Annotated in this window: 20 protein-coding genes and 2 pseudogenes; 9 read left to right on the top strand and 13 right to left on the bottom strand. The window is 48.7% G+C overall.

The window, feature by feature from the left end; all coding sequences use genetic code 11:
* Positions 1-339: 339 nt before the first annotated feature.
* The 4 genes from EVX52_RS06660 to EVX52_RS25675 all read right to left on the bottom strand — a co-directional run bounded on the left by EVX52_RS06660 (position 340) and on the right by EVX52_RS25675 (position 2,783).
* On the bottom strand, positions 340-960 hold the full coding sequence (locus tag EVX52_RS06660) for a bifunctional 2-polyprenyl-6-hydroxyphenol methylase/3-demethylubiquinol 3-O-methyltransferase UbiG (protein ID WP_129990897.1): 621 nt from the start codon (positions 958-960) through the stop codon (positions 340-342).
* A 2-nt stretch (positions 961-962) separates the two neighbouring features.
* Positions 963-1,226 (bottom strand): hypothetical protein, encoded by a 264-nt coding sequence (locus EVX52_RS06655; RefSeq protein ID WP_129990896.1) that lies wholly within the window; start codon positions 1,224-1,226, stop codon positions 963-965.
* Between the two features lie 273 nt (positions 1,227-1,499).
* A complete protein-coding gene (locus EVX52_RS06650; RefSeq protein ID WP_112152623.1) occupies positions 1,500-1,952 on the bottom strand; it encodes a GNAT family N-acetyltransferase in 453 nt (150 codons plus the stop codon).
* 699 nt (positions 1,953-2,651) lie between these two features.
* Positions 2,652-2,783, bottom strand: a complete 132-nt coding sequence (locus EVX52_RS25675) for a hypothetical protein (RefSeq protein ID WP_255466693.1) — start codon at positions 2,781-2,783, stop codon at positions 2,652-2,654.
* Between the two features lie 68 nt (positions 2,784-2,851).
* Between EVX52_RS25675 and EVX52_RS06645 the strand changes: the two genes are divergently transcribed.
* Positions 2,852-3,127, top strand: a complete 276-nt coding sequence (locus tag EVX52_RS06645; RefSeq protein ID WP_129990895.1) for a hypothetical protein — start codon at positions 2,852-2,854, stop codon at positions 3,125-3,127.
* 698 nt (positions 3,128-3,825) lie between these two features.
* Here the strand turns inward: EVX52_RS06645 and EVX52_RS06640 are convergent.
* A complete protein-coding gene (locus EVX52_RS06640; protein WP_129955546.1) occupies positions 3,826-4,848 on the bottom strand; it encodes an IS110 family transposase in 1,023 nt (340 codons plus the stop codon).
* A 304-nt stretch (positions 4,849-5,152) separates the two neighbouring features.
* Here EVX52_RS06640 and EVX52_RS06635 point away from each other — a divergent pair, with 304 nt between their 5' ends.
* The 3 genes and pseudogenes from EVX52_RS06635 (at position 5,153) to EVX52_RS06625 (ending at position 7,943) form a co-directional block, all read left to right on the top strand.
* Positions 5,153-5,716: a TetR/AcrR family transcriptional regulator gene (locus tag EVX52_RS06635; RefSeq protein ID WP_129955559.1), complete on the top strand. Its 564-nt coding sequence runs from the start codon at positions 5,153-5,155 to the stop codon at positions 5,714-5,716.
* Positions 5,717-5,784: 68 nt separating this feature from the next.
* Positions 5,785-7,169 (top strand): annotated as a pseudogene (locus EVX52_RS06630) (aldehyde dehydrogenase family protein).
* Positions 7,170-7,274: 105 nt separating this feature from the next.
* The gene (locus tag EVX52_RS06625; RefSeq protein ID WP_129990894.1) at positions 7,275-7,943 is read left to right on the top strand and encodes an epimerase; all 669 of its coding nucleotides are present in this window, start codon (positions 7,275-7,277) and stop codon (positions 7,941-7,943) included.
* Between the two features lie 258 nt (positions 7,944-8,201).
* Here the strand turns inward: EVX52_RS06625 and EVX52_RS06620 are convergent, their stop codons facing one another.
* The 3 genes from EVX52_RS06620 to EVX52_RS06610 all read right to left on the bottom strand — a co-directional run bounded on the left by EVX52_RS06620 (position 8,202) and on the right by EVX52_RS06610 (position 10,669).
* Positions 8,202-8,822: an NADPH-dependent F420 reductase gene (locus EVX52_RS06620; RefSeq protein WP_129990893.1), complete on the bottom strand. Its 621-nt coding sequence runs from the start codon at positions 8,820-8,822 to the stop codon at positions 8,202-8,204.
* A gap of 201 nt (positions 8,823-9,023) precedes the next feature.
* Positions 9,024-9,989, bottom strand: a complete 966-nt coding sequence (locus EVX52_RS06615; protein WP_129990892.1) for an SDR family oxidoreductase — start codon at positions 9,987-9,989, stop codon at positions 9,024-9,026.
* Between the two features lie 44 nt (positions 9,990-10,033).
* Positions 10,034-10,669, bottom strand: coding sequence for an NADPH-dependent F420 reductase (locus EVX52_RS06610; protein WP_129990891.1), 636 nt, complete (start codon positions 10,667-10,669; stop codon positions 10,034-10,036).
* Positions 10,670-10,854: 185 nt separating this feature from the next.
* Here EVX52_RS06610 and EVX52_RS06605 point away from each other — a divergent pair, with 185 nt between their 5' ends.
* On the top strand, positions 10,855-11,304 hold the full coding sequence (locus EVX52_RS06605) for a helix-turn-helix domain-containing protein (protein WP_129950985.1): 450 nt from the start codon (positions 10,855-10,857) through the stop codon (positions 11,302-11,304).
* Between the two features lie 506 nt (positions 11,305-11,810).
* Here EVX52_RS06605 and EVX52_RS06600 read toward each other — a convergent pair.
* Positions 11,811-12,221 (bottom strand): ASCH domain-containing protein, encoded by a 411-nt coding sequence (locus EVX52_RS06600; protein WP_129990890.1) that lies wholly within the window; start codon positions 12,219-12,221, stop codon positions 11,811-11,813.
* Positions 12,222-12,553: 332 nt separating this feature from the next.
* On the opposite strand from EVX52_RS06600, the gene EVX52_RS06595 reads away from it, so the two are divergent.
* Positions 12,554-13,006: a hypothetical protein gene (locus EVX52_RS06595; RefSeq protein ID WP_129990889.1), complete on the top strand. Its 453-nt coding sequence runs from the start codon at positions 12,554-12,556 to the stop codon at positions 13,004-13,006.
* Positions 13,007-13,156: 150 nt separating this feature from the next.
* A complete protein-coding gene (locus EVX52_RS06590) occupies positions 13,157-13,666 on the top strand; it encodes a GrpB family protein (protein ID WP_129990888.1) in 510 nt (169 codons plus the stop codon).
* A gap of 319 nt (positions 13,667-13,985) precedes the next feature.
* Here the strand turns inward: EVX52_RS06590 and EVX52_RS06585 are convergent, their stop codons facing one another.
* The gene (locus tag EVX52_RS06585) at positions 13,986-14,921 is read right to left on the bottom strand and encodes an aromatic alcohol reductase (protein ID WP_129952598.1); all 936 of its coding nucleotides are present in this window, start codon (positions 14,919-14,921) and stop codon (positions 13,986-13,988) included.
* A gap of 85 nt (positions 14,922-15,006) precedes the next feature.
* Between EVX52_RS06585 and EVX52_RS06580 the strand changes: the two genes are divergently transcribed.
* Complete coding sequence (locus EVX52_RS06580; protein ID WP_129952599.1) at positions 15,007-15,408, top strand: helix-turn-helix domain-containing protein; 402 nt, start codon at positions 15,007-15,009, stop codon at positions 15,406-15,408.
* 139 nt (positions 15,409-15,547) lie between these two features.
* Positions 15,548-16,716 (top strand): annotated as a pseudogene (locus EVX52_RS06575) (IS3 family transposase).
* Positions 16,717-16,791: 75 nt separating this feature from the next.
* Here EVX52_RS06575 and EVX52_RS06570 read toward each other — a convergent pair.
* From EVX52_RS06570 to EVX52_RS06560, 3 genes are all read right to left on the bottom strand, one after another.
* A complete protein-coding gene (locus tag EVX52_RS06570; RefSeq protein WP_129952600.1) occupies positions 16,792-17,460 on the bottom strand; it encodes an ATP-dependent Clp protease proteolytic subunit in 669 nt (222 codons plus the stop codon).
* Positions 17,461-17,797: 337 nt separating this feature from the next.
* Entirely contained in the window at positions 17,798-19,897 is a 2,100-nt protein-coding gene (locus tag EVX52_RS06565; RefSeq protein WP_129990887.1) for a peptidase domain-containing ABC transporter, read from the bottom strand.
* A complete protein-coding gene (locus EVX52_RS06560) occupies positions 19,890-21,164 on the bottom strand; it encodes an HlyD family secretion protein (RefSeq protein WP_129952601.1) in 1,275 nt (424 codons plus the stop codon). The genes EVX52_RS06565 and EVX52_RS06560 overlap by 8 nt, the downstream gene beginning before the upstream one ends.
* Between the last annotated feature and the right edge of the window lie 407 nt (positions 21,165-21,571).

The raw sequence follows: 21,571 nt of genomic DNA, 5'->3' as shown, positions 1-21,571 counted from the left end.
CATTGAATATCAGGAACAGGAAACAGAAGGGATCATAAAACTGCTTTTTTCTTATAACATCAAATAAATATCGATTTCAATATATAATCTGAACGAAGCGCTGCCTTTGCTGCCCGATATTTACCGTGCAAAGGCGCGGGAAACCAGCTTCCGCCCCTCGTTTATAGCGGACAGATTCATCATTCTGACGACCTGAATATACTCAGGCAGGTTAAAAGAATTTAAAAATGTTCAATCAGATGATTCAGAAATGCCCGAACAGCAGGATTCGAACTTTGATTCTCACTTTTATCCCGGAACCTCAGATCCTGAAAATGGGGGACGCAGTCCCCTTTAACATTAGCGTTTTTTAATCACCGCAAAATAACTTAGCCACTGCTTGCCGGGGATGTTTTCCGCTGCGTCAATGACGGTTTCGGCCTCAAACTCATGCAATGACTCAACGATAAAGCGTTCACGGAAGGTCTCAAAAATCTCATCAGCGTTAACACCTGCATCGATCCCGGTTTCTTTTTTGCAGGCCAGAACATAAAGTCGGCCATTATCGCTGAGTAATTTACTCACGATATCCAGGTAAGCAGCCTTTCTCACCTCATCGCCTGAAAAAATATGAAACAGCCCACTGTCAATAATGCTCCGAAACTTCCGATCCCAACTGCCAATAGTGAAAAAATCTTTAACCATAAAGTCGATGTTAAGACCCGCTGCTTTCGCCTTCGCGGCAGCACGCCCGACCGCCTCTTCGATAAAATCAATCCCGGTAACCTGCTCACCACGCTTAGCGAAATAAGTGGCAAGCGTACCCGTGCCACAGCCAATATCTAAGATTGGCCCACGTATATCAGAGGCGCTTTCGATGAAAGGTTTTTGCGGGCGACCGATATCCCACACTGGCTTAGCGTTATCGACATAATGCTCTCTGAACCCTGCGTGATGTGCTTTACTGTCGATGATGGTCATGATTATTTCCCTTCCTTGTAGTCACTGATATAGGCGTTAGCACCTTGTGTTCGGGCAGTGCGTTCGTCCGGATTTACTTCCGCCTGGACTTCATGCTCCATACGCTGGTTATACATTTGAATAGCGCCATCTAATGCCCTACGGATAACAGCCCCCAAAGGCACATCGATCCCTAATTCACCCTCTAATTTTTCCTTCCAGTCTGTGAAAACCTTCAGTTGTTCATCAGTTAATCTTACGGTTACTACATTATTTTTTCTGCTCATGTTTTCCTCAGCGTCAATCCGTAATTGATGTATACAATGTATACATTGTTTGCAAAAGAGGCAACCTGTGATTTTCTTGAGGATGACCTATTGCCAAAGTTCGCGGTATTAAACATGATTAACGGAGGTGAGATCAGGCAGATATGACATAAAAAGCCGGTATTTACAGGTCACTAAATGAGGGGATATTGCGAGGTCTGCCCCTCGCGCGTAGCAGGTATGACAACTCTTTTTTCTGGTGCCAGGCGCGGGCATCAGGATCCATTAATGCAATTAGCACAATGTTTTTGCGAAACAGACGGCCTCTTCTCTGCCTGTGTATGGACCATAATTCTCAATACGGACATACCCATTTTTCTTGTAAAAATTTACGGCCCGATGGTTGATATGTCGGGTTTCCAGTCTCAGCTCGAGATATCCCATTTCTTTTGCGGAGATTTCCAGGAAAGTGAGTAAAGCGTTACCCACGCCTGGCACACTTCGGTCTGAAAACATTCTTTTAAGCTCGGCTATATTTTGCGTTAATGGCCGGATAGCACCGCATCCTATCGCATCGCCATGAGCATTCTTTGCCAATACCCATAACGCTTTATCACCATTCATTGCATCAACAGTGAAATTGCTTTTGCCGTTATCACCCGTAATAGCGGCAAGTTCAGCTGACAGCATCTCGATTAATCGATGGGATTCTGAAGAAAATGGATCTGATTTCTCTACTGTTATCATGTTCATATCCTACAAAGTAATTCTCACCAGCATAGAGTATCCTGCCTGGAAAAGCAGCATCCCGAAACCGGTGATGGGACAACTCTGATTTCTGGCTATCCCGGTGATGCTATGTCCGCTTCACGCCCTGAGACATTCGGCAAGCTTTTTATGGCTTCTGTAAGGACGACTTTCGCGCTTCCAGTGCCAGCAGATATTTCGCTCAAAGTTGCCTGTCATGCCTGCTTAAAAAACAGGCTTAACGCAGGGTATTGTTCGGTTTCCAGGCAAGCCCTACAAAAGCAGAGTGAGATCATTTGCGTTGAATCTCATCACTGCTGGTTTTAAATTCACACGTAATCATTTCCCTTTATGTTTATTAAGTTTTTTTGACAAAGCAATCATTCTTCATATTGAATTTAGCTTTTACAATAACTGGAAGAATGGATTGAAAACGGATTATTTAACTACCCACGTAAACAATACATAAACAAAAAAATAAAAATTGAAAATAAATTACCCGCTCAACAACAATAAAAAACTCGCAAGGAAATATAATATTACATTATTAAATAAAAACCTCACAAATCGGTTGCTATGTTTATTCTGCAAGGTTATTAGGCATTCTTTTACCAGAAATAGAACCCCAACTTTTGACAATGAGGTTTTAATTATGAAAGTAAGCAGAATTGCAGCGTTGTTATTTATCTCCTTTACGGGTTATCCAGAGCAGCGGAACCACTCCATCACTTCAATACATCTTCTGTTGACCATCTGATTATTCTTGTAGGCGATGGCGGAGCAGGGGGAACCGGAGGAAGCGGTAGCGATAATGGTGGCGATGGTGGTCATATAAATCCCATGCTGCCAGATCACACGATCTGACAGTTTTTATAACACGCAGTTGAGGAGACTTCTTTGTGAATATGAATCTTAAATTAGTAGCATTTTTGTTTTGTACTGAGTTTTGCTTGTCGGGTGCAGTACATGCTGAAGATGCTATAACGCAGAACAGTACAGCCACAATCCCTGTGTCAGCAGACCAGGCCAGTTCCCTTAAGGCAGTGACGGTAAAATGCGGGCATTCTGGTAAAAATGGGCAGCCAGGTAAGGACGGTAACAACGGGCAGGGCGGTAAAGGAGGTAAAGGTGGTGCGGCTGGTAAAGGCGGCGCGGCCGTCCCATGTAGCAATTAAGGTAAGCGATCTCAGGCAAATAGTGTTTTTCCAAAAAGGTGCTGCTTATGCGTCTGAAACTAATCTATATATTTACAGCTCTCGTTTATTTGGCGTCAACATCGTTCGCCCATGCGGACGCATCGTCCAGATGGTCATCAACGCAACACAACGTTAATGGGTTCGTTCTGGTTGATGGTTCTCCCGGGGCAAATGGAGGGCCAGATGAGTCCTGTCTCAATTACACCGAGTACGCACCATGCTATTGAGGAAGAAGTTGCTCAAATAATATTGTTTCAATGCGAGCGTCAAAAAGATGCAATTGGTTGGCCTGTAAGTTGTGGGGCTACGGTAAACGTCCATCGTGAAAGCAACCGGAAACAAACAGTTAGCCACAATCAGTTCCGTTAAAAAATGATATAGCCTGATTGGCAGCCACCTGGAAAGCTGAAAGTATCCTACTATAAGGGCTTCCCCGAACAGTCAACGCCGGTTTTTAATTTCTGTCTGTTCATCAATGAAGGGCAAGGGATAAGACTGCGCTACTATAAACGGTCACGTTGAATCTCTATTGATTCGGACCCTGATGAAAGACGCTCGTGAGATCCTCCTTCGTTAATCGGATAGTAATATCCAGTAGGATATGCAGATACTTCTCACGGGGGTCTAACCCTTTACCATCAACGAGTTGCAGTTCAGTTACTACACAGTTAAATTTTTCATGTTGCCGAATACAGTTTGAAGTCATCGCCGTAATGTAATGATGCCCAGCACAACCTCGCATTCTTGGCAGCGATTGCAACGACAGCACGCCAGTATCCCCGCCTGCCAATCAACGAGCAGACCCAACGGCTAAACGAGTCCGTTCTATTCTCTGCCCCTATCATCACAGAACGAGCTCCCTGTACCAGCAGCGTTCTCAGATATGAATCACCGGCTTTCGTTATTCTGCCAAGTTTTGATTTTCCACCACTGCTGTATTGCGATGGCGTTAACCCCAGCCAGGCTGCCAGTTGGCGCCCGTTTTTAAAATCATGTGCGTTGCCAATACTGGCGACCAGTGCACTCGCTGTTGTGGGGCCAATACCTTTCAGTTCCATTAACTGCTGGCTGCGATGGTCTGTTTTGGCCACACGAGATAATACCCTGTCATATTCGGCGATTTTTTCTTCAATATTAGTTATATGAGCCAATAGATCATCAATGCAAAGCCTGACCTGTACTGGCAGAGTTTCCCTCTGGTCAGAAACAATATGACGTAGAGCATCAGTGCTTTGTGGGGCGATAATCCCAAATTCGGATACCAGACCCCGAAGACGGTTATACGTTGCCGTTCTTTCCTGGATAAATCCCTGCCTTGTCCGATGCAAGCACTGCATTGCCTGCTGACTTTCGTCTTTGACGGGTACAAAGCGCATATACGGCCGCTGCACAGCCTCACAAATAGCTATTGCATCAGCTGCATCATTTTTCCCGGTCCTGCCCGCCATGCGATAGGGTGAGACAAATTTTGGGGCCATCAACCGGACATCATGGCCATACCGCCTGAATAATCTTGCCCAATAGTGGGCACCCGAGCAGGCTTCCATTCCAATTACACAGGGAGGTAAACCTGCGATGAGTTCAGGAAGGGCTGCACGTGACACCTTGGGTTTAACCAGAACTGCTTTACCATTTTGGTCAACGCAGTGAACTGCAAACACATTTTTAGCAAGATCGATACCGACAGTAGTGATGGTCATAACGAATCCCTCTGGGTCAATATTTATTCCATGATTGCACGAAAGTTAATCAGGTGCATATCCAGGAGAAGTCCCTTCCATTCGTTAAGCCAGTTTTTAAAGCAGGCATGACAGGCAGCTTTGTGCCAGAAGCGGACATTACAATCGAAGCCCGACCGCTTGAAAATATAATTACTCAGTCAGCTAATAATGAATGATCGCTTCAAAGGATGAAAAACGGCTGGATATAAAATCAACAAAAAGAAAGGTTGCAATTTTATCTTACCTGCTTATGATTGACTAATCACTCACCTAAGGATGTTGTATGGCACGCCCGTTATCACAGGAAAAACGCTTTGCTATCCTTGATGCTGCCCTTCACATTATTGCGATCCAGGGTCTGGGAGCGACAACATCTCTTATGGCTAAAGAGGCCGGTGTTTCGACAGGCTCTCTTTTTACATATTTTCCGGACAAGCTGACGCTACTTAATGAGCTATATCTTCACATTAAAAGTGAGGTGGCTGGAGCACTTATCGAAGGATTTCCTGTCCAGTTGAGCATCAGGGAAAAGACTTTTCACGTCTGGCAATCTTATATCCGCTGGGCATGCGCCAGTCCCGAGAAGCATCATACTCTTCAGCAACTTAATGCTTCCCGCATTATTACTGAAAACACGCGTCAGCAGTCATCAGCCTTGTTTGATGCTGTTAATCATATGCTGATTGAAATTGAAAAATCAGACATCAGTCAGAACGTGGCGTTCGTGACGGCTGTGATGGCCTCACTAGCTGAGGCAGCAGTTGAGTTTTCCATGAAAGAGCCTGAAAAGTCAGAAACATATATTTCTGATGGTTTCACTATGTTCTGGCGGGGTCTGGGCTTGTAATCGCTATCTCAAAAACCAATTAAATGACTGACTAGTCAGTTTAAATCAGTACTAATAAACCCTGTGACATGTCACAGGCCCAATTTATTAAGCGAGAGAAAGTCATGAGACATATTACGCAACACTATATCGGCGGTAGATTCACAGACTCTGTCGGACAGGAGAAGTTTAACCTTGTAAATCCTGCGGCAAATATGCTTACAGGAACCGTGCTGATGGGCAATGAAGAAGACACCCGACATGCGATTTCTGCTGCAAAAGAAGCTTTTAAAACTTACTCCCTTACCACCCCCCTTCAGCGTGCAGAATATTTACAGCGGTTTCATGATGCAGTAGCGTCGCGGGCAGATGAACACGTTCAGGCTCTTGTTGAGGAATATGGCGGCCCACATCAGATAGCCAGGGATCTTGTCCAGGCAGCCTGTGGCGCTATTCTGAGCGTTAAAGAAAGCCTTAAAGACGTCCCCTTTAAAAAAATGGTGGGTCAGGCCGAAGTATCACTGCATCCCGTCGGCGTAGCTGCACACATTACACCGTGGTAACCAAACCCAGCGAAATGAGCGCAGTACAGACCCAAATCCTGATGGAATGCGTTGACGCCGCCGGATTGCCGGCAGGAGTCATCAATGTTGTTAATGGCCGCGGCGACGTGGTTGGCGTGGAGCTGACCATTAACCCGGACGTAGCCAAAATTTCCTTTACCGGGTCAACTGCCGTGGGTAAAAGTATTGCCGCTCGCAGCGCCGACACCCTGAAGAGAGTTACTCTGGAGCTGGGGGGCAAGTCAGCCCATATAGTTCTTGAGGATGCTGACCTGAACAAAGCGCTGCCATTCATCCTTCAGTCAGGTTTCCTGAACAGTGGCCAGGCGTGCATTGCAGGCACCCGAATTCTGGTGCCGGAAAGCCGTTACGATGAAATTACGACCGCGCTGAAACAGGCCGTCGGGCAACTGAAAGTCGGTCTGCCTCAGGATTCAGATACGGTTATTGGTCCAATGGTCTCCCGGACGCAGTACCAGCGCGTACAGGAGTATATTAAAACAGGCATTGAGGAAGGCGGCGAAATACTGACTGGCGGCCCCGGGAACCCTGAAGGGCTTGAAGACGGTAACTTTGTTAAACCCACCGTCTTTATCAACGTAACAAATAATATGACCATCGCACGTGAAGAAATTTTCGGGCCTGTATTGTGCGTCATTTCCTATAAAAATGAGCAGGAAGCGATCGATATCGCCAATGATTCATCCTATGGCCTGGCGGGCTACGTCAGCGGAGAGGATTTAGCGAATGCGAGAAAAGTCGCTGAGCAGATTCAGGCCGGAACGGTTTCGGTTAATGCATTTGCTTATACCTCTTTCGCTCCTTTCGGCGGCATGAAGCAGTCAGGTATCGGAAGGGAGAACGGTGCGTATGGCATTCAGAGTTACCTGGAATATAAGACGATAGCCTGAAGCTAATTGATAATTCCGCTGTTTATTTCAATAGCGCCCGGTCCCTTCACAGACCAGCAGAGAGTGTGGGGGGATTCATACCAGGCAGACACCAGAGGTTGGATAATGAGAGTTTTAATCTATGGCGCATCCGGGATGGTCGGCCAGGGCGTATTGCGCGAGTGCATGAAAGCAAAAGATGTCGAAACTGTAACCGTTATCGTTCGTTCGCCATTGCCTGAATGCCATACCCGCCTTAATCAGGTTGTTACAGATGACTTGATTTCACCGCTGGCTGGCTTGAATGCAGCGGGAAAATGGGATGCCTGCTTTTTTTGTCTGGGCGTGAGCGCATCAGGTCTGTCAGAGGAAGAATACAGTCGTATTACTTTTAAACTGACACTTGATGTTGCCTCAGACCTGGTACGGTTAGATCCGGATATAACCTTTATCTATGTCTCGGGTGCAGGGACAGACAGCTCTGAAGCGGGAAAAAGCATGTGGGCAAGAGTTAAGGGTAAAACAGAAAATAGCCTGCTCAGGCTTGGCTTCACTTCGGCACAGATGTTTCGTCCTGCAGTAATATGGCCTCTTGACGATATTCGCTCTAAAACTACGGTCTACAGAATTTTTTACACCATACTGTCACCATTCTTTCCTGCCTTAAAACGCCTCTTTCCCAACAGCATTATTACCACTGAAGAAATGGGAAAAGCCATGCTGAATGCCGTACGCTATGGTTACGGTAAGTCCGTCCTCGGAAAAGAAGATATCTGCCTGCTTGCCAAAAAATAATAACAGTCACTGTTTGTTCTTACTTAAAAATGTCCGCTTCTTGCTCATAACCGCCGGTCAAAAAACCAAAAAGCCCACTTAAGTTTCCCTAAGCGGGCTTATCTAATAGAGCTCCTTTGACCGGGAACGCCATTTCCATTAATTGGCTAATAACTAAGAAAAACTCCCCTCCTGTCAAGAGCACCAAAATGGCCGCTATTGGCCTCGCGTTATCGTGAGGCCCGCGCCAGTCCAGCCGGTGAACATGTGGTGTCTGATTCAGCCGATATCGACTTTCATGGCGATGTCCCAGCTGCCGGCGCCATTCTTGGCCAGACCGATCATCATCAGGCCGAGCGACTCTAGCGTCTTGGCCATTTGCAGGCCGCCGACATCGAACGGACGCAACCCGAGACTTTCGATGAAGGTCGAGACGCGTGCCTTCGCCTGCGCATCGTCGGCTGCGATGAACGCGTCGAGGTGCCCACCCCTGGCCAGTACGTGGCCGAAGATGGTGTTGAACGCCTTCACGACATGCGCGTTGGCGGGGAGGAGCCTGGCGGTCTCCTGCGCACCGGAACTGCCGTGGGGAGTGACGAGGCCCGAGAGGTCGGGGGCAACCGGGTTAGTGATGTCGATGATTGCCTTGTTGCCGAGCGCTTCGCCAAAGTCGGCCACCACCGCCGCAACGCTGCTGTACGGCACGGCGAGAATGACGATGTCGCCCGCCGGCGCAGCGCCGTAGGTCCCTATGGTCGCGCCGGCTGCCAGCTGGTCGGCCAGCGTCTGGGCCCTGGCAGTGTCGCGTCCGATCACCTCAAGGGTATGTCCAGCCTTGGCGGTACGCCTGGCGATGGCCGTGGCCATGCCTCCTGCTCCTATGATGCTGATAGTGCTCATATGCTGATTCCTCGTGAGTTGGGGGATTGCCCGTCATCGCTAAACGGGCCTCCCCGGTTGATATGTCGTGTGCGTCGGGCCTCCCGCGTCATCCCTGATGCCATTGCCGGGTCGGCAAAGTCTTTGCCCGAACGGGGCAGGGCATCGCGACACCGCCGTCTGCCAGGCTCGTTGCGAGCCGAATCCCTGTCACAGCTCAACTCAACTGGCAGGGAAGTAATGACCGTTGTCCAAACCGGCGAGCAGCCCGGGCTGGGCGGGTTCCCAGCCGAGGGTCTGGCGGGTGATGAGGCTGGATGCCGGGAGGTTCAGCGTGACCAGATTCGCGAGGAACCCAAAGTATCCCGGCAGCATGAGTTCGTCGGCGGGAATGCTCACCGCAGGCAGGCCCAGGCGGCTGCCAATGGCCTCGGCGATCTCGCGGAACGGGATGCCCTCGCTCTCGAGCCCATGCCAGGTCTTGCCGGCCGGACCCTTCTCCAGCGCCAGGCGGAACAGTGAGGCGAGGTCGCGGGCATGCACGGCCGGCCACAGGTTTGCGCCGTCTCCTGGGTAGCCGATGATACCCTTCTCCTTAGCGAGCCCAATCAGCAGCGGGAGGAACCCGGCATTGTCGGTTGTGCTGTGCGCGATGGTGGGGATCCGCACGATCGAAGATCGCACGCCGCGCTCCGCAAGGCCGATTACCGCGAGTTCCACGACATTACGGACCCGCAGGGAGCCCTTGTACGCATCGCCGCCGGGAAGGGCCGGGTCCTCTTCGGTCGCCGGTCGGTCGAGGAAGCTGGCCCCGGGCGCCGTCCAGCCCAGGTTCGTGGGCGAGCCAATGCTCCCCGAAACGACCAGCGGTTTTCCGGTTCCGGCCAATGCCTCGCCGTACGCGTGCATGACCTGGAGCTCTGCTGCTGCTACGGCGTCAATCCCGCCGACGGGAAGCAGGTCTTGCCTGTGCGCGACGTGGATGACGCCATCGGACTCCGCAGCCGCCGCCCTGAGCCCATCCAGATCGGAAATATCCCCGCGACGCACCCTGGCGCCGAGCGCGGACACCGCCGCGGCGGATTTATCCGACCTGGCCAGGCCGGTGACCTCGTGGCCGGCGGCGATAAGTTCGGGAATGATGTACGAGCCGATATGGCCGGTCCCGCCAGTGACTAAAACGTGCATGATATTTTCCTTTTAGGTGCGATATGAGTGGGGGTGTCGTGCGCTCAACCGGGAAGGCTGACGCCGATCGAGAAGTTGGTGTGCCTGACGGAGTGGGTCATGAGGCCCAGACACAGCATGCAGGCGTGCTCCAGCGTCCGCGCCATGAACAGCGGCCCGGTATCCATCGGGCGCAGCCCGAGGCTCTCGATGAACGCCGAGACATGTGCCTTCGCCTGCGCGTTGTCCCCGGCGATGAACACGTCCAGCCGGTGACCTTTGACTGAACCCACGGCCAGCACGTGGGAAAACTGGGTGTTGAATGCCTTGACGATATCCGCATCGGCAGGGGCGGCCCTGGCGATCTCCCGCGCGCCGAAACTGTCTTCAGGCGTCAGGAAGCTTGAGAAGTCGGTTTTGATGGGATTGGTGATGTCGATAAGAAGCTTGCCCGCCAGCTTTTCGCCGTACTGCTTCAGCACGCCGAGAATGGCGGAGTAGGGAACCGCCAGGATGACGATGTTCCCGGCCGGGGTGGCGCCGAAGGTTCCCGTCGTTGCACCGGCTCCGATCTGCCCGGCCAGCGCCCGAGCCTTGTCAACGTCGCGACTCATTACCTCGACGAGGTGTCCGGCCCTGGCGGCAAGACCGCCGATCGCCGCCGCCATGCCGCCGGAGCCGATGATGCTGATAGTGCTCATGTGCAATTTCCTTACGGATAGGGGTTAATCATTCATGGATTGCAGGTGCGATCCCACAACCGGACTTAACATACAGGTCATGCTAGCCTTGTCACTTGCAATAAACAAGTAAAATAACTTGTAAAAAACAAGTGAAAAAAAGAGGAGGGTTTGCTTGCGATAGACAAGCGATGTAAGATCCCGCCATGAAAACGACGAATAAAGAAATTCGGTCCCATTGCGCGGTCAACTATGGCGTGGAGATCTTTGGCGACCGGTGGTCGCTCTTGATCATTCGCGACATCGTTTTTACCGGTAAGAAGACCTATGGCGAGTTTATGAAATCAGAAGAGGGCATCGCGACCAATGTCCTGGCGTCCCGCCTTGCCTTTCTTGAACAGCAGGGGGTTCTTGCGAGAGCACCCAGCCCCGACGACGGGCGCAAGGATTTATACACTCTGACCGAGAAAGGCCTCGACCTGATTCCTGTCATGCTTAACATCGTCCTCTGGAGCGCGAAGCACGATTCGAAGTCGTACGTATTGCACCGCAGGGAGTGGGTTGATCGATTAAGTCGAAACCCCGTGGAAGTGAGCGAAGAGGTGAAGGCGCTGGTTCGCCATGGCGGATGCATGTTTCCCGCTGGCAAGCAATGAGTAAGACGGCAAGCGTGCCCTGTCACGCGCAGAAAGAACAACGTGAAAACGATGCCGGGTGCCTGCCATCGGGCTTTCAAGCCGAAAAGCCAAGCTGAAAAATATGTCACTTTTCCCAAACGGAAAAGCAAAAAGCCCGCTCAGGTTTCCCTGGACGGGCTTCTTTAATTTTGTTTCTCTGGCTGGGTTTGCCTTTGCCTGTAACTTTTTTGATAAGAAAGACAAACCTGAACTCTCTTCCTGTCAAGACCACCAGGGTGACCACTAAAAGTGGTGGGTTACATAAATCTGGTTTCAGCGATCTTCTGCATGTGATGATCGTTACTGTGGTGTCCACCGCAAGGGAGGCGTAACTAGAGCGAACATCGAAGAATCTGCCCTAAGTGGAACTATGTACAAAGAGATTTGACAGGCAGCTTTGTGCCAGGAGCGGAACTTTATATAAGTTGCAGTAGGTAAGACGCTACGATATTTTTCTCATTTGAGATGTAGACACTTTGTCCGATTCACAAAATCTCAACAACCTCAAATTCTTCAGCGATCAGCTCCATATCATCAGAAAAATAACCTTCACGAGTGAAAAACCGCTGATGTTCTTTCTGCCAATACTCAAGGCTCAAATCACCTTCACCTTCCTTTCGGGCAAAGTCGGCGGTAACATCACAAAAACGCACCAGTCGCATCGAAACCAACCTAATAACGCATACCGGTACATCTTGGCTATCAAGGATGATGTTATAACTCCCAATCCTAGGTGCATATTTTTCTTGTAGGTAAGATGCAAAAGAACAGCATGAGGCCGTTTTAACCCCTTTTTTAATAAGGTATGCAAGCTCGTTGGCAAGTTCTGGGCTATCACCAATTTTCCAAGCATCCGCGCTTGGATACTTCACCTTTATTTCATCAACCGAAGACATTTAAAACCCTTCTTAATCTTAATAAAAAGAAATTTCATACATATTTTGATCATGAATTGCACGAAATATTTAAAGTGATACTCTCATATTACTATTTTGTCCGCTGTTCGCTCTCAGCAGACCTTCAGCTTTACGTGTTTGTCTGCTGTGTGCCAGAAGCAGACAGTGGACAGTCCATCAATGCATCAGTGATAATCCACCCATCACTGTCGCGCTTACAAAATCACCCTTTAGGCTGATCATGAGGTAATGTGTCGCTATGGAAAGTTATACGACATGCATTCAGCAAATCTGCGACAGTGATGTCGCCTAATAAATAATTAGGAGCAACCATGAAACATATTTTGGCATTCATAATTGTATTATTTACATTAGCAGGATGTGCTGCAACTGGGAGCCAATCGCCGCAGCAAGCCGCACGATCTGCGGCGATTTTATTTGATCAGCAAAAATTCAATTTAGTTTGGGTTCCCGCAGCGAATAACGGTATCTCCGGAGCTATGGCATCCGCCCTTATCGGAAGTGCGGGTTTAGACTCTCCAATTGTTTCAAGCATCTACCAAATAATTGCCCCTGCAAGCAAAGCTGATGTTCGTGTCGCCATCTCAGGAACTAATAGTTCTTTTGCAGCTAACTCAGCCATTGCAGCTTTAAGTAACACATCAACTATGCTTCCTAAATTACAACTTGCATTTATCGGCTCGAAATCAGACGCCGAGGCCGTTCGCTCGGTAGTTGAAGCTAAAGGCGGTAAATTCTTGCACTCCACACCAAATGGCTCCTAAATAGCGACAAGGCCGCTGGCTTGACCGGCGACAGTCGGCCATAGCTGTCGGTCGTGACAAGCAGAAATCGGCCAGAAGCGGACATCAAATCATGCTATCAACATAAATGATGGTTTAGTAAAACCTCAAAGAAGTTAACCGGAGTAAAAAATGCGTAGGATCATTGTTGTGGAGTATGAAGAGCAATGGCATACCCGATATGAGGCTGAAAGGGGCTTATTACAGAACACGCTGGGGAAGGTAATTTCACAGGTTCATCATATTGGCAGTACGTCTATACCGGGGCTATCAGCAAAACCAATCATAGATATATTGCTGGAGGTATATGATCTGGATGAGCTGGATAAATTAAACTTTGCAATGGAGCGTGCCGGATACTGCGTTCGTGGTGAAAATGGAATTTCAAATCGAAGATATTTCACTAAAGGAGAAGAGCACCGTAGTCATCACGTTCATGCTTTTGGCGTAGGCAATCCTCAAATAGTAAAACATCTGGCGTTCCGCGATTATTTGAGAAAAAACAAGAAAGAAGCTGATGAGTATGCTGAGATAAAGCATGCTGCAGTACTGGCAAGTGAGGATAATATTCCTCTCTATAGTACTCTTAAAGCCGACTTTATCGCTCATCATCTCCGGCTGGCACTTAGAGACTACAAATAACAAAAGTTACTTTCAGCACAAATGCATGATGTGGTGGTATGTCCGCTCTTCGCTCATAGCGGACTTGACAGGCAACTGGACAGGCCGCTCTGTGCCAAAAGCAGACATTGAAACGTTGAACCAAGGCAAAGGCACGCCCTAAGTATGTTAGGGCTAACACTTTAAGTTCTGGCCTTTTTGGGATATGTGGGCAAATCGCCTTGTCAGCAAAACTGCCAGATGTTTTTTGCGCTGAAAACAAAGAGCAATATATTAACAACGTCGGCATCTGATTTTGGTATGCACCGCTTAAGGTTGTGCTTTTAACAGTACCGAAGTGCTACATGCCATGCTGTTTTGCAAGCCATTGACTGGCCGTTGTAGTTGCAATTCCCTTACGTTGATTGTAAGTATTGCTCTTATTCCAGGCCACTCCGTCAGGCCGCGCGAAAGCAAGTCGGTAATTTGCCCCGACATCTTGAGGATTGTGCTGGACATCATCCTGAAGCTTTTTCCCGTCCAGTAATGTTCTGTTTACTTCAGTGCCCCAGTAGGCACGCATTAAATCAGCAAGTTCACTATAAGTCAGGGTATCACCTGCAATATAGACAATCTCGTTTCGGAAAGTGGGCTGATGGAAGAAAATGTCTGCAGTCAACTGGCCGATGTCTTCAGGTGTGGTCAGCGTTACCGCATGTTGCCAGTCTCCCAGAGCACAGACAGTTTTACTTTGTGCGTCAATCACACCAAAGCCGGGCTCGAACAGATAGCTGGTAAAAATACCTGTAGATACAATGACCCACCCTGTCGCGTTCTGCTGGCGTAGAAGGTGGCGAACTTCAAACTGTTCATCCCAGACTTGTTGTCCGCTGCCTTTACCGACAACGTCATAATCAACGCCAAACTGCCATGGGAAATAGCGGACTACAGCCGCTTTCAATACCGCCTGCGTAATCTTTATCTGCGTTCCCGGCCCGCCGACAAAACCACTGCAGTTGATGACGGCGTCGAAAGAACCAAATAGCTCACTCAGCTCATCAATACTGTTTTCCTGCAGGTCGCCCTCGACCACAGCGATTCCAAGCTTCATCAGTTCATCCAGCCGTGCCCTGCGTGAACCAGAAACGGCATGAGCGGCTTCACTTCTGAGTAACACGCTAATTTTTACATGGGTATGTTCATGCGCTTTATTACTCATCGCTCTCAATACCTGAATACCAAGCTCTCCTGCTCCGAGTACAAGAACAGTATGTATCGGTTTTTTTTCGGAATTCATTCTTGCTTCCTGTTGTATTAAAACGTCATCCTGACACCTGACATGGCCTGGTTCAATTAGGCACACACATGATACTGGAGGTGATATGAAATCTGAACGGGAAGCGCTGTTGCAATTTTCAAAGGAATTCTGTGAGGAATTAAGCAACGATGATGAGGGCCTAAAACGTGAGATCCTGGCGCATGCAGGTAATCGCTGGTCGCTGGGCGTGCTGCATATTCTCGGTACCAACGGACCTCTTCGCTATGGAGAGGTACGCCGCTACCTTACGGATGTCACTCAAAGAATGCTGACGCGAACACTGCGCCATCTGGAGCGGGACGGGCTTATATCCCGCTATGATTACGAGGAAAAATTGCCCCGGGTGGTTTATGCGATTACAGATATGGGAAAAGAAATGCTTCTGCGGATGTTACCTTTATGGTCCTGGATTATCACATCCGCCAGCTATTTCCGGGTAGCAAGAGCACAGTACGACGGTGATTGAATGTTGAGGTGACAGACTGGCAGAAAGAGGCTAGAGGACTTTATGAATGTTGAAACTCTAATCAAAGCAGGCTGTTCACCATATTGTCTTCCTGAAAAAATGCGGTTATGGCTGCTAATCGCTAAACACAGGTGCTCCAATGAAAAGAAGAAATTTTAGTCCTGAATTCAAACGCGAATCCGCTCAGTTGGTTGTCGGTCAAAACGACACCGTCTCTGATGCCGCTAAGGCTATGGATGTCGGTCTTTCCACGATGACAAAATGGGTCAAGCAACTGCGTGAAGAGCGTCAGGGCAAAACACCAAAATCCTCTCCGATAACACCGGAAAAAATCGAAATACGCGAGCTGAAGAAAAAGATACAACGTATTGAAATGTAAAACGAAATTTTGAAAAAGGATACCGCGCTCTTGATGTCAGACTCCCTTAACAGTTCTCGATAATCGGGAAACTCAGAGCGCGTTATCCTGTGGCCACTCTCTGCCATGTGTTTGGGGTTCATCGCAGCAGCTATAAATACTGGAAAAACCGTCCTGAAAAACCAGACGGCAGACGGGCTGTGTTACGAAGTCAGGTACTTGAGCTGCATGGCATCAGCCACGGTTCGGCCGGAGCAAGAAGCATCGCCACAATGGCAACGCAGAGAGACTACCCGATGGGGCGCTGGCTTGCTGGCAGGCTCATGAAAGAACTGGGGCTGGTCAGTTGCCAGCAGGCGACTCACCGGTATAAGCGTGGTGGTCATGAACACGTTGCTATCCCGAATCACCTTGAGCTACAGTTCGCCGTAACAGAGCCAAACCTGGTGTGGTGCGGTGATGTGACCTATATCTGGACAGGCAAACGCTGGGCATACCTCGCTGTTGTTCTCGATCTGTTTGCAAGAAAGCCAGTGGGCTGGGCAATGTCGTTCTCGCCGGACAGTAGACTCACCATGAAAGCACTGGAAATGGCATGAGAAACTCGGGGTAAGCCCGCAGGAGTGATGTTCCACAGCGGTCAGGGCAGTCATTATACGAGCAGGCAGTTCCGGTAGTTACTGTGGCGCTACCGGATCAGACAGAGTATGAGCCGGCGTGGAAACTGTTGGGATAATAGCCCAATGGAACGCTTCTTCCGGAGTCTGAAAAACGAACGGGTGCCAGTGACAGGTTACGTAAGCTTCAGCGATGCGACTCACGCCATAACGGACTATATCGTTGAATATTACAGCGCACTCAGGCCGCACGAATATAACGGTGGGTTGCCACCAAACGAATCAGAAAATCGATACTGGAAAAACTCTAACGCGGTGGCCAGTTTTTGTTGACCACTTCAATACAGTTTCCCATTAGCTAGAATTAGCTATAAACCGTTATAAAGACACGGCTCAGGTAGTGAATAATTAACTCTGAAAGTCCGTAATGAAATATGTCAACGGGTAACTGTGGCTATCCTTTACTCCTTTATTGGCTAAACCATTTTTCTCTGCCTGCTCTGCGCTATAAATAACGCGTCCGGACTCGGAAGCTGTTATTTTCTCCAATTCAGCAGGAGTAAGCTTTGTGCAAGATGTGTAGACCTTTCGCAACAATGCGTTGTAACTGTCATCTTCCTCCAAGATCCTTTGTGCCTGATCAGGTTTCATATAGTCTACTTTTTCATAACCCGATGCAGCGGGATGCAACATGAATCTCGCCATGGGCATGGTGTAGCGGTCACTCGATGCGCAGTAAATCATCGTGGCTGCTGACCCTGTCATAGAAGCGTTAATAATACTCAGCTTTTGAGGAGTTTTTCGAAGAGCCTCGTATGCTACGTATCCTGCATCCATATCTCCACCGTCGCTGTTAAGGTAAAGGTCAATGTTCTTTACGTTGCGATAGTTTGATTGGACATCCGCAAGCGAGGATATCAACCAGGTCACTGTTTGATTATTTACTAAGCCGTTAAAGTAAACCCCGACTTCGTTAACCTCACCGTTTGTTACCGTATCACCCCGGATAGAAACGACATTTGCATTCACACCTGTAGAGGCAATAGCTGCAATAAATGCTATTAATATTTTTCTCATTTTTTAAGTTTCTTAGTTAAATGGGTATTCACAACGGATAACCGCTAGGATGAAAACCAATAAATTATACCTAACTATCTTTATAAAACTCTTCACTGGGCTATTTGTTAAAAACGCGATCAGTTTGCTGCACACGGCAAAGATAAACAAAATACTCAACGCATAGCAGGACTGATGATCATAAAAGGCAAAGGGAAAAATGTTTAGGTAATGACTGCCCACTTCCATTGCCGGTTCCTGCGTACGCGTGTGTGTTTTTGAAAAGTTAAAAGCAAAGATACTACATGAAACGAAGATTTTTAACGCTATTTTGCGTGTGAGCGCAACGCTGAAATCCTCATTCCAGATAAATTACCCGGTCTGCCGAAGCTATCGTCGTCTCTCGATGAGCAATGATTACCTTTGTGATGTCTAAAGTTTTGATCGCGAGATTCACCATAGTCTCACTTTCTTTGTCCAGGGCGCTGGTAGCCTCATCTAAGAACAAGACTGCAGGTTTCTTGTAAATCGCCCGAGCAAGGAACAGTCGTTGTTTTTGACCACCTGATAACCCTTCCCCTAATTCACCAATTAGGGTCTCATATCCCATGGGCATTTGCTTGATGACCTCATGCAGGTAGCTGGCCTGGGCACATTCCTGCATCCAGGTTTCATCCACTTCGTCTGCAAAACCGCAAATATTCTCCCTGATGGAGCCGGAGAACAGCTTGTCATCCTGCATCACGCAGGCGATCATTTTGTGGTAGTTATTGATACCCAGTTGCTGAATATCAATACCGTTCACCTCAATCCTGCCATTATCAGGATAAAACAACCCACACAATACCTTCATCAATGTGGTCTTTCCTGAGCCGGACGGTCCAACAATAGCCACACTTTCTCCTGGCGCGATAGTGATGTCCAACCCGTTGAAAATGGGCGGAGACTGGCTGTCATAACGGTAACTCAACGCATAGGTTGACAGCGACACCGGCTGTAAACGCGCCTCATAAGGGAGGTCCGGCTTACGGTTTTCCTGCGGATGCAGGGCGATATCGGCAATGCGCTCATTGTGCAGACTCATCATGCGCAGTTGCAGCAGGAAGTTGGTCAATGAACCAATTCTGTCGGAGAACTGTCCGCGAAAAGCGCCGAACGCAACGAACATACCAATAGTCATCTGGTTATCGATTACCAGGCTGGTACCCAACCACAGGATTACCACCTGGTCACAGGCTGAGACAAGGGTGTTGATGCCGCCAAATAGCATGTCCATCTTAGTCACCCGGATCCCGGTATTGATGGTATCGATTTCGAGGTTGAGCCAGTGGGCACTGCGTCTTTCTGCTATCCCCTGCATTTTGACTGTGGCGATCCCGTACAGGGTTTCCATAAAATAGGAACCGGCGCGGGCATTTCTTACTAAAGACTCCTCTGACAGTTGCCTGTAATAACCGTAGGTCAGTAGCCTGAGGAGTACATATAGGGCTGTGAAGGTCATAACTATCCAGGTTAACCAGCCCCCGTACAAAATCATCATCACGAACACGCCGACCACCATGATAATGTCCATAATGGCACCGACAATACTGGCCGTGAAGGTGCTGCGCAATGTATCCAGCGAGCTGAAGCGCGACTGGATATCCCCCAGTTTACGGCGTTCAAAATACCCCAGGGGCAGTCGCAACAAATGATTGAACAACCCGGATTGCCACTGGACGTTGATGAGTGTCGCCATGACCAATGAGGACCAGGAACGCACCATGCTGACTGCCGCCCGCAGCAGAATAAAGAACAACAACCCCGCGCAGATTAAGGTCAGCAGTCCGCGATCGCCGGCAGGGATCGCATGATCCATCACCAGTTGTGTACCAACCGGCATCACAAGGTTAATGGTTTCAATCACCACTGACAGACAAAAAATCTTGCCTAGCGTCCCTTTGAGGCCGTGTACGCTTCCCATCAGCGTGCTAAGACTGAGCCGGTTTTGCACAGTGTCTGCTTTGAATGCAGCGCCTGGCCAGGCTTCGAGTGCCACGCCGGTGAAACTGTGCGACACCTCCGCCATGTTGATGGTCCTTCGGCCTCTGGCCGGGTCATGTATGACCACGTGATTACGCCTGACGCTCACCAGAACGACAAAATGGTTAAACTCCCAGTGCAGTATGCACGGCACTTTTAGCGCACTGAGATCTTCAATATCCAGTGACAGGGGGCGTGAGGACAAACCGAGTTGTTCGGCGATACCGGTTAATCCGGACAACGTGGTGCCACGCGCCGAGAGGTTGAACTGCTGGCGTAGCGCAATCAGATCGACGTTCTTGCCATAATGGCCGCAGATCATCGCCAGACAAGCGAGACCACATTCAGAGGATTCAGTTTGATGAACTAGCGGGACGCGTTGTCGCAGCCGGATGTCGAGCTGGCCGAGCAGTTTTTTGACAGAGAGCCTACTCATTGACCGGTCCCGACGCGCTGTGTTTCATGTCGTAGAACGGTGATAGCATCCATTGATATATCTTTCTTTTTTCCAAAAATAGTGTGCTCTCCGCTTTCATACCGTTTTCAAGGTTCAGGCGTTTACCGTTATACATAATGGTCTGCTTTTTTGGTCTGACAATCACCTTGTAGTAAGGGACTGCAGAGGTCAGCGCGGGTTTGGGGGCGCCCTGATAGGTCAGCATTTCCTGCGGTGACGCCGGTGCTTTGGAAATCACTGACACCGTGCCGGCGAACTGCCCAAATTTCTGAGAAGGGAAGGCCTCATAGCGAATGTTGACTCGGTCCCCTGGGGATATATAGGGAATAGCATCATTAGGTACCCAAAGTACCAGAGAGTAATGATCAATGCAGGGTGGGATAACCTGCAGCAAACTGTCGCCGACGTTAACCATTTGCCCTACCGTGACGCTAAGGGAGTCGACGCGACCGTCAACCAGGGCACGGACGATGATGGTTCCGCCGGCATCGATATTCAGCAGCTCTTTTTGCAGTTCGTAGCGTTGTAGTTCCATTTGATAAATCTGGTTATCAAATTCTGAGGCCTGTGTGTGGATTTGACTTTCCAAAGCGGTGATCTGCAGAGAGTTTTGCTCGTTTTGGCCGGTGAGACCCAATAGATTGTTTTGCTGCTGGTAATACAACGCCACCTGATTGGTGAGTTGATCCTTATTGATAAGCCCCTTGGTCTGATATTGCCGATAGTTCTGCATATTCTCTTTCATAATACGGAGTCCTTCCTCGGCGCGCCGCAGTATGTCGGTGGAGCGCTGGAAAGCAACGGTATATTGTGCCTTTTGTTTCTCCAGCATCTCGACTGTGTCTTTTTTGCTGCTGTCCAGTCGGCTGATGATTTGTGTAATGCGCTCAAGCTGGTTATCGATATCACGGCGTTGGTTGTCGCTGACCACGCCGCGGCGCGTACTTTTACTCACATCAATCTGGTAAATAGGCGTGCCCGTTTTGATTACCTGCCCTTCAGTAACAAATTCTTTAACAATCACTCCCTGAACTCCGGAATAGACGTTTGCCACGCGCGGATAGGTACTAATCTCTCCGGTGACGTTGACTCTGCGGGTATAGTTTACGGTGATGACACAGGTCAGGAAGACTGTAATAAATAAAAGACATAAGGATGCTGTGACCCAAAAGGGAATTCCGGGGAGGAGTAGCGCTCTACCACGCCATTTCATTTTCTGACTATCAATCGCTTCCTGGCGAAACACGGTTTGCCCTTCCTTAGCGAGTTGGTATGTGATGCGTCACGTTTATTATGCCATGACATTATATTGCTCCGGCAAGCGTTTGTTCATCAGTCCTTTTGATCTTCTAACCCTCTATTTTCATCGAAAGATTAATGACTTATCACACGTGACAATATAAGAAGGCCAACCATCGAGCTTAGGTTGATGCAGGCTGTTTCCAGTGAAGGATTGTACTCCTGTTTTGTTAGATAACTTTACTCAACAAACATACTTCAAAAAAAAGATTAACAGTTTCAAAAAATATCGGGTGAATAAAGAGATTTTAGTTATAAATTACAGTATCTTAAAAAACCTACTGTTCTCGTAGCATGAAGGGCAAAGAGAAACGAGAAAAATAACGCTTATCAATTAAATATTAAGAAAATGAG

The sequence above is a fragment of the Rahnella sp. CFA14(1/10) genome, from assembly GCF_004195095.1.
Classification (GTDB): domain Bacteria; phylum Pseudomonadota; class Gammaproteobacteria; order Enterobacterales; family Enterobacteriaceae; genus Rahnella; species Rahnella perminowiae.
This window is presented reverse-complemented; position numbering and strand designations above follow the sequence as displayed.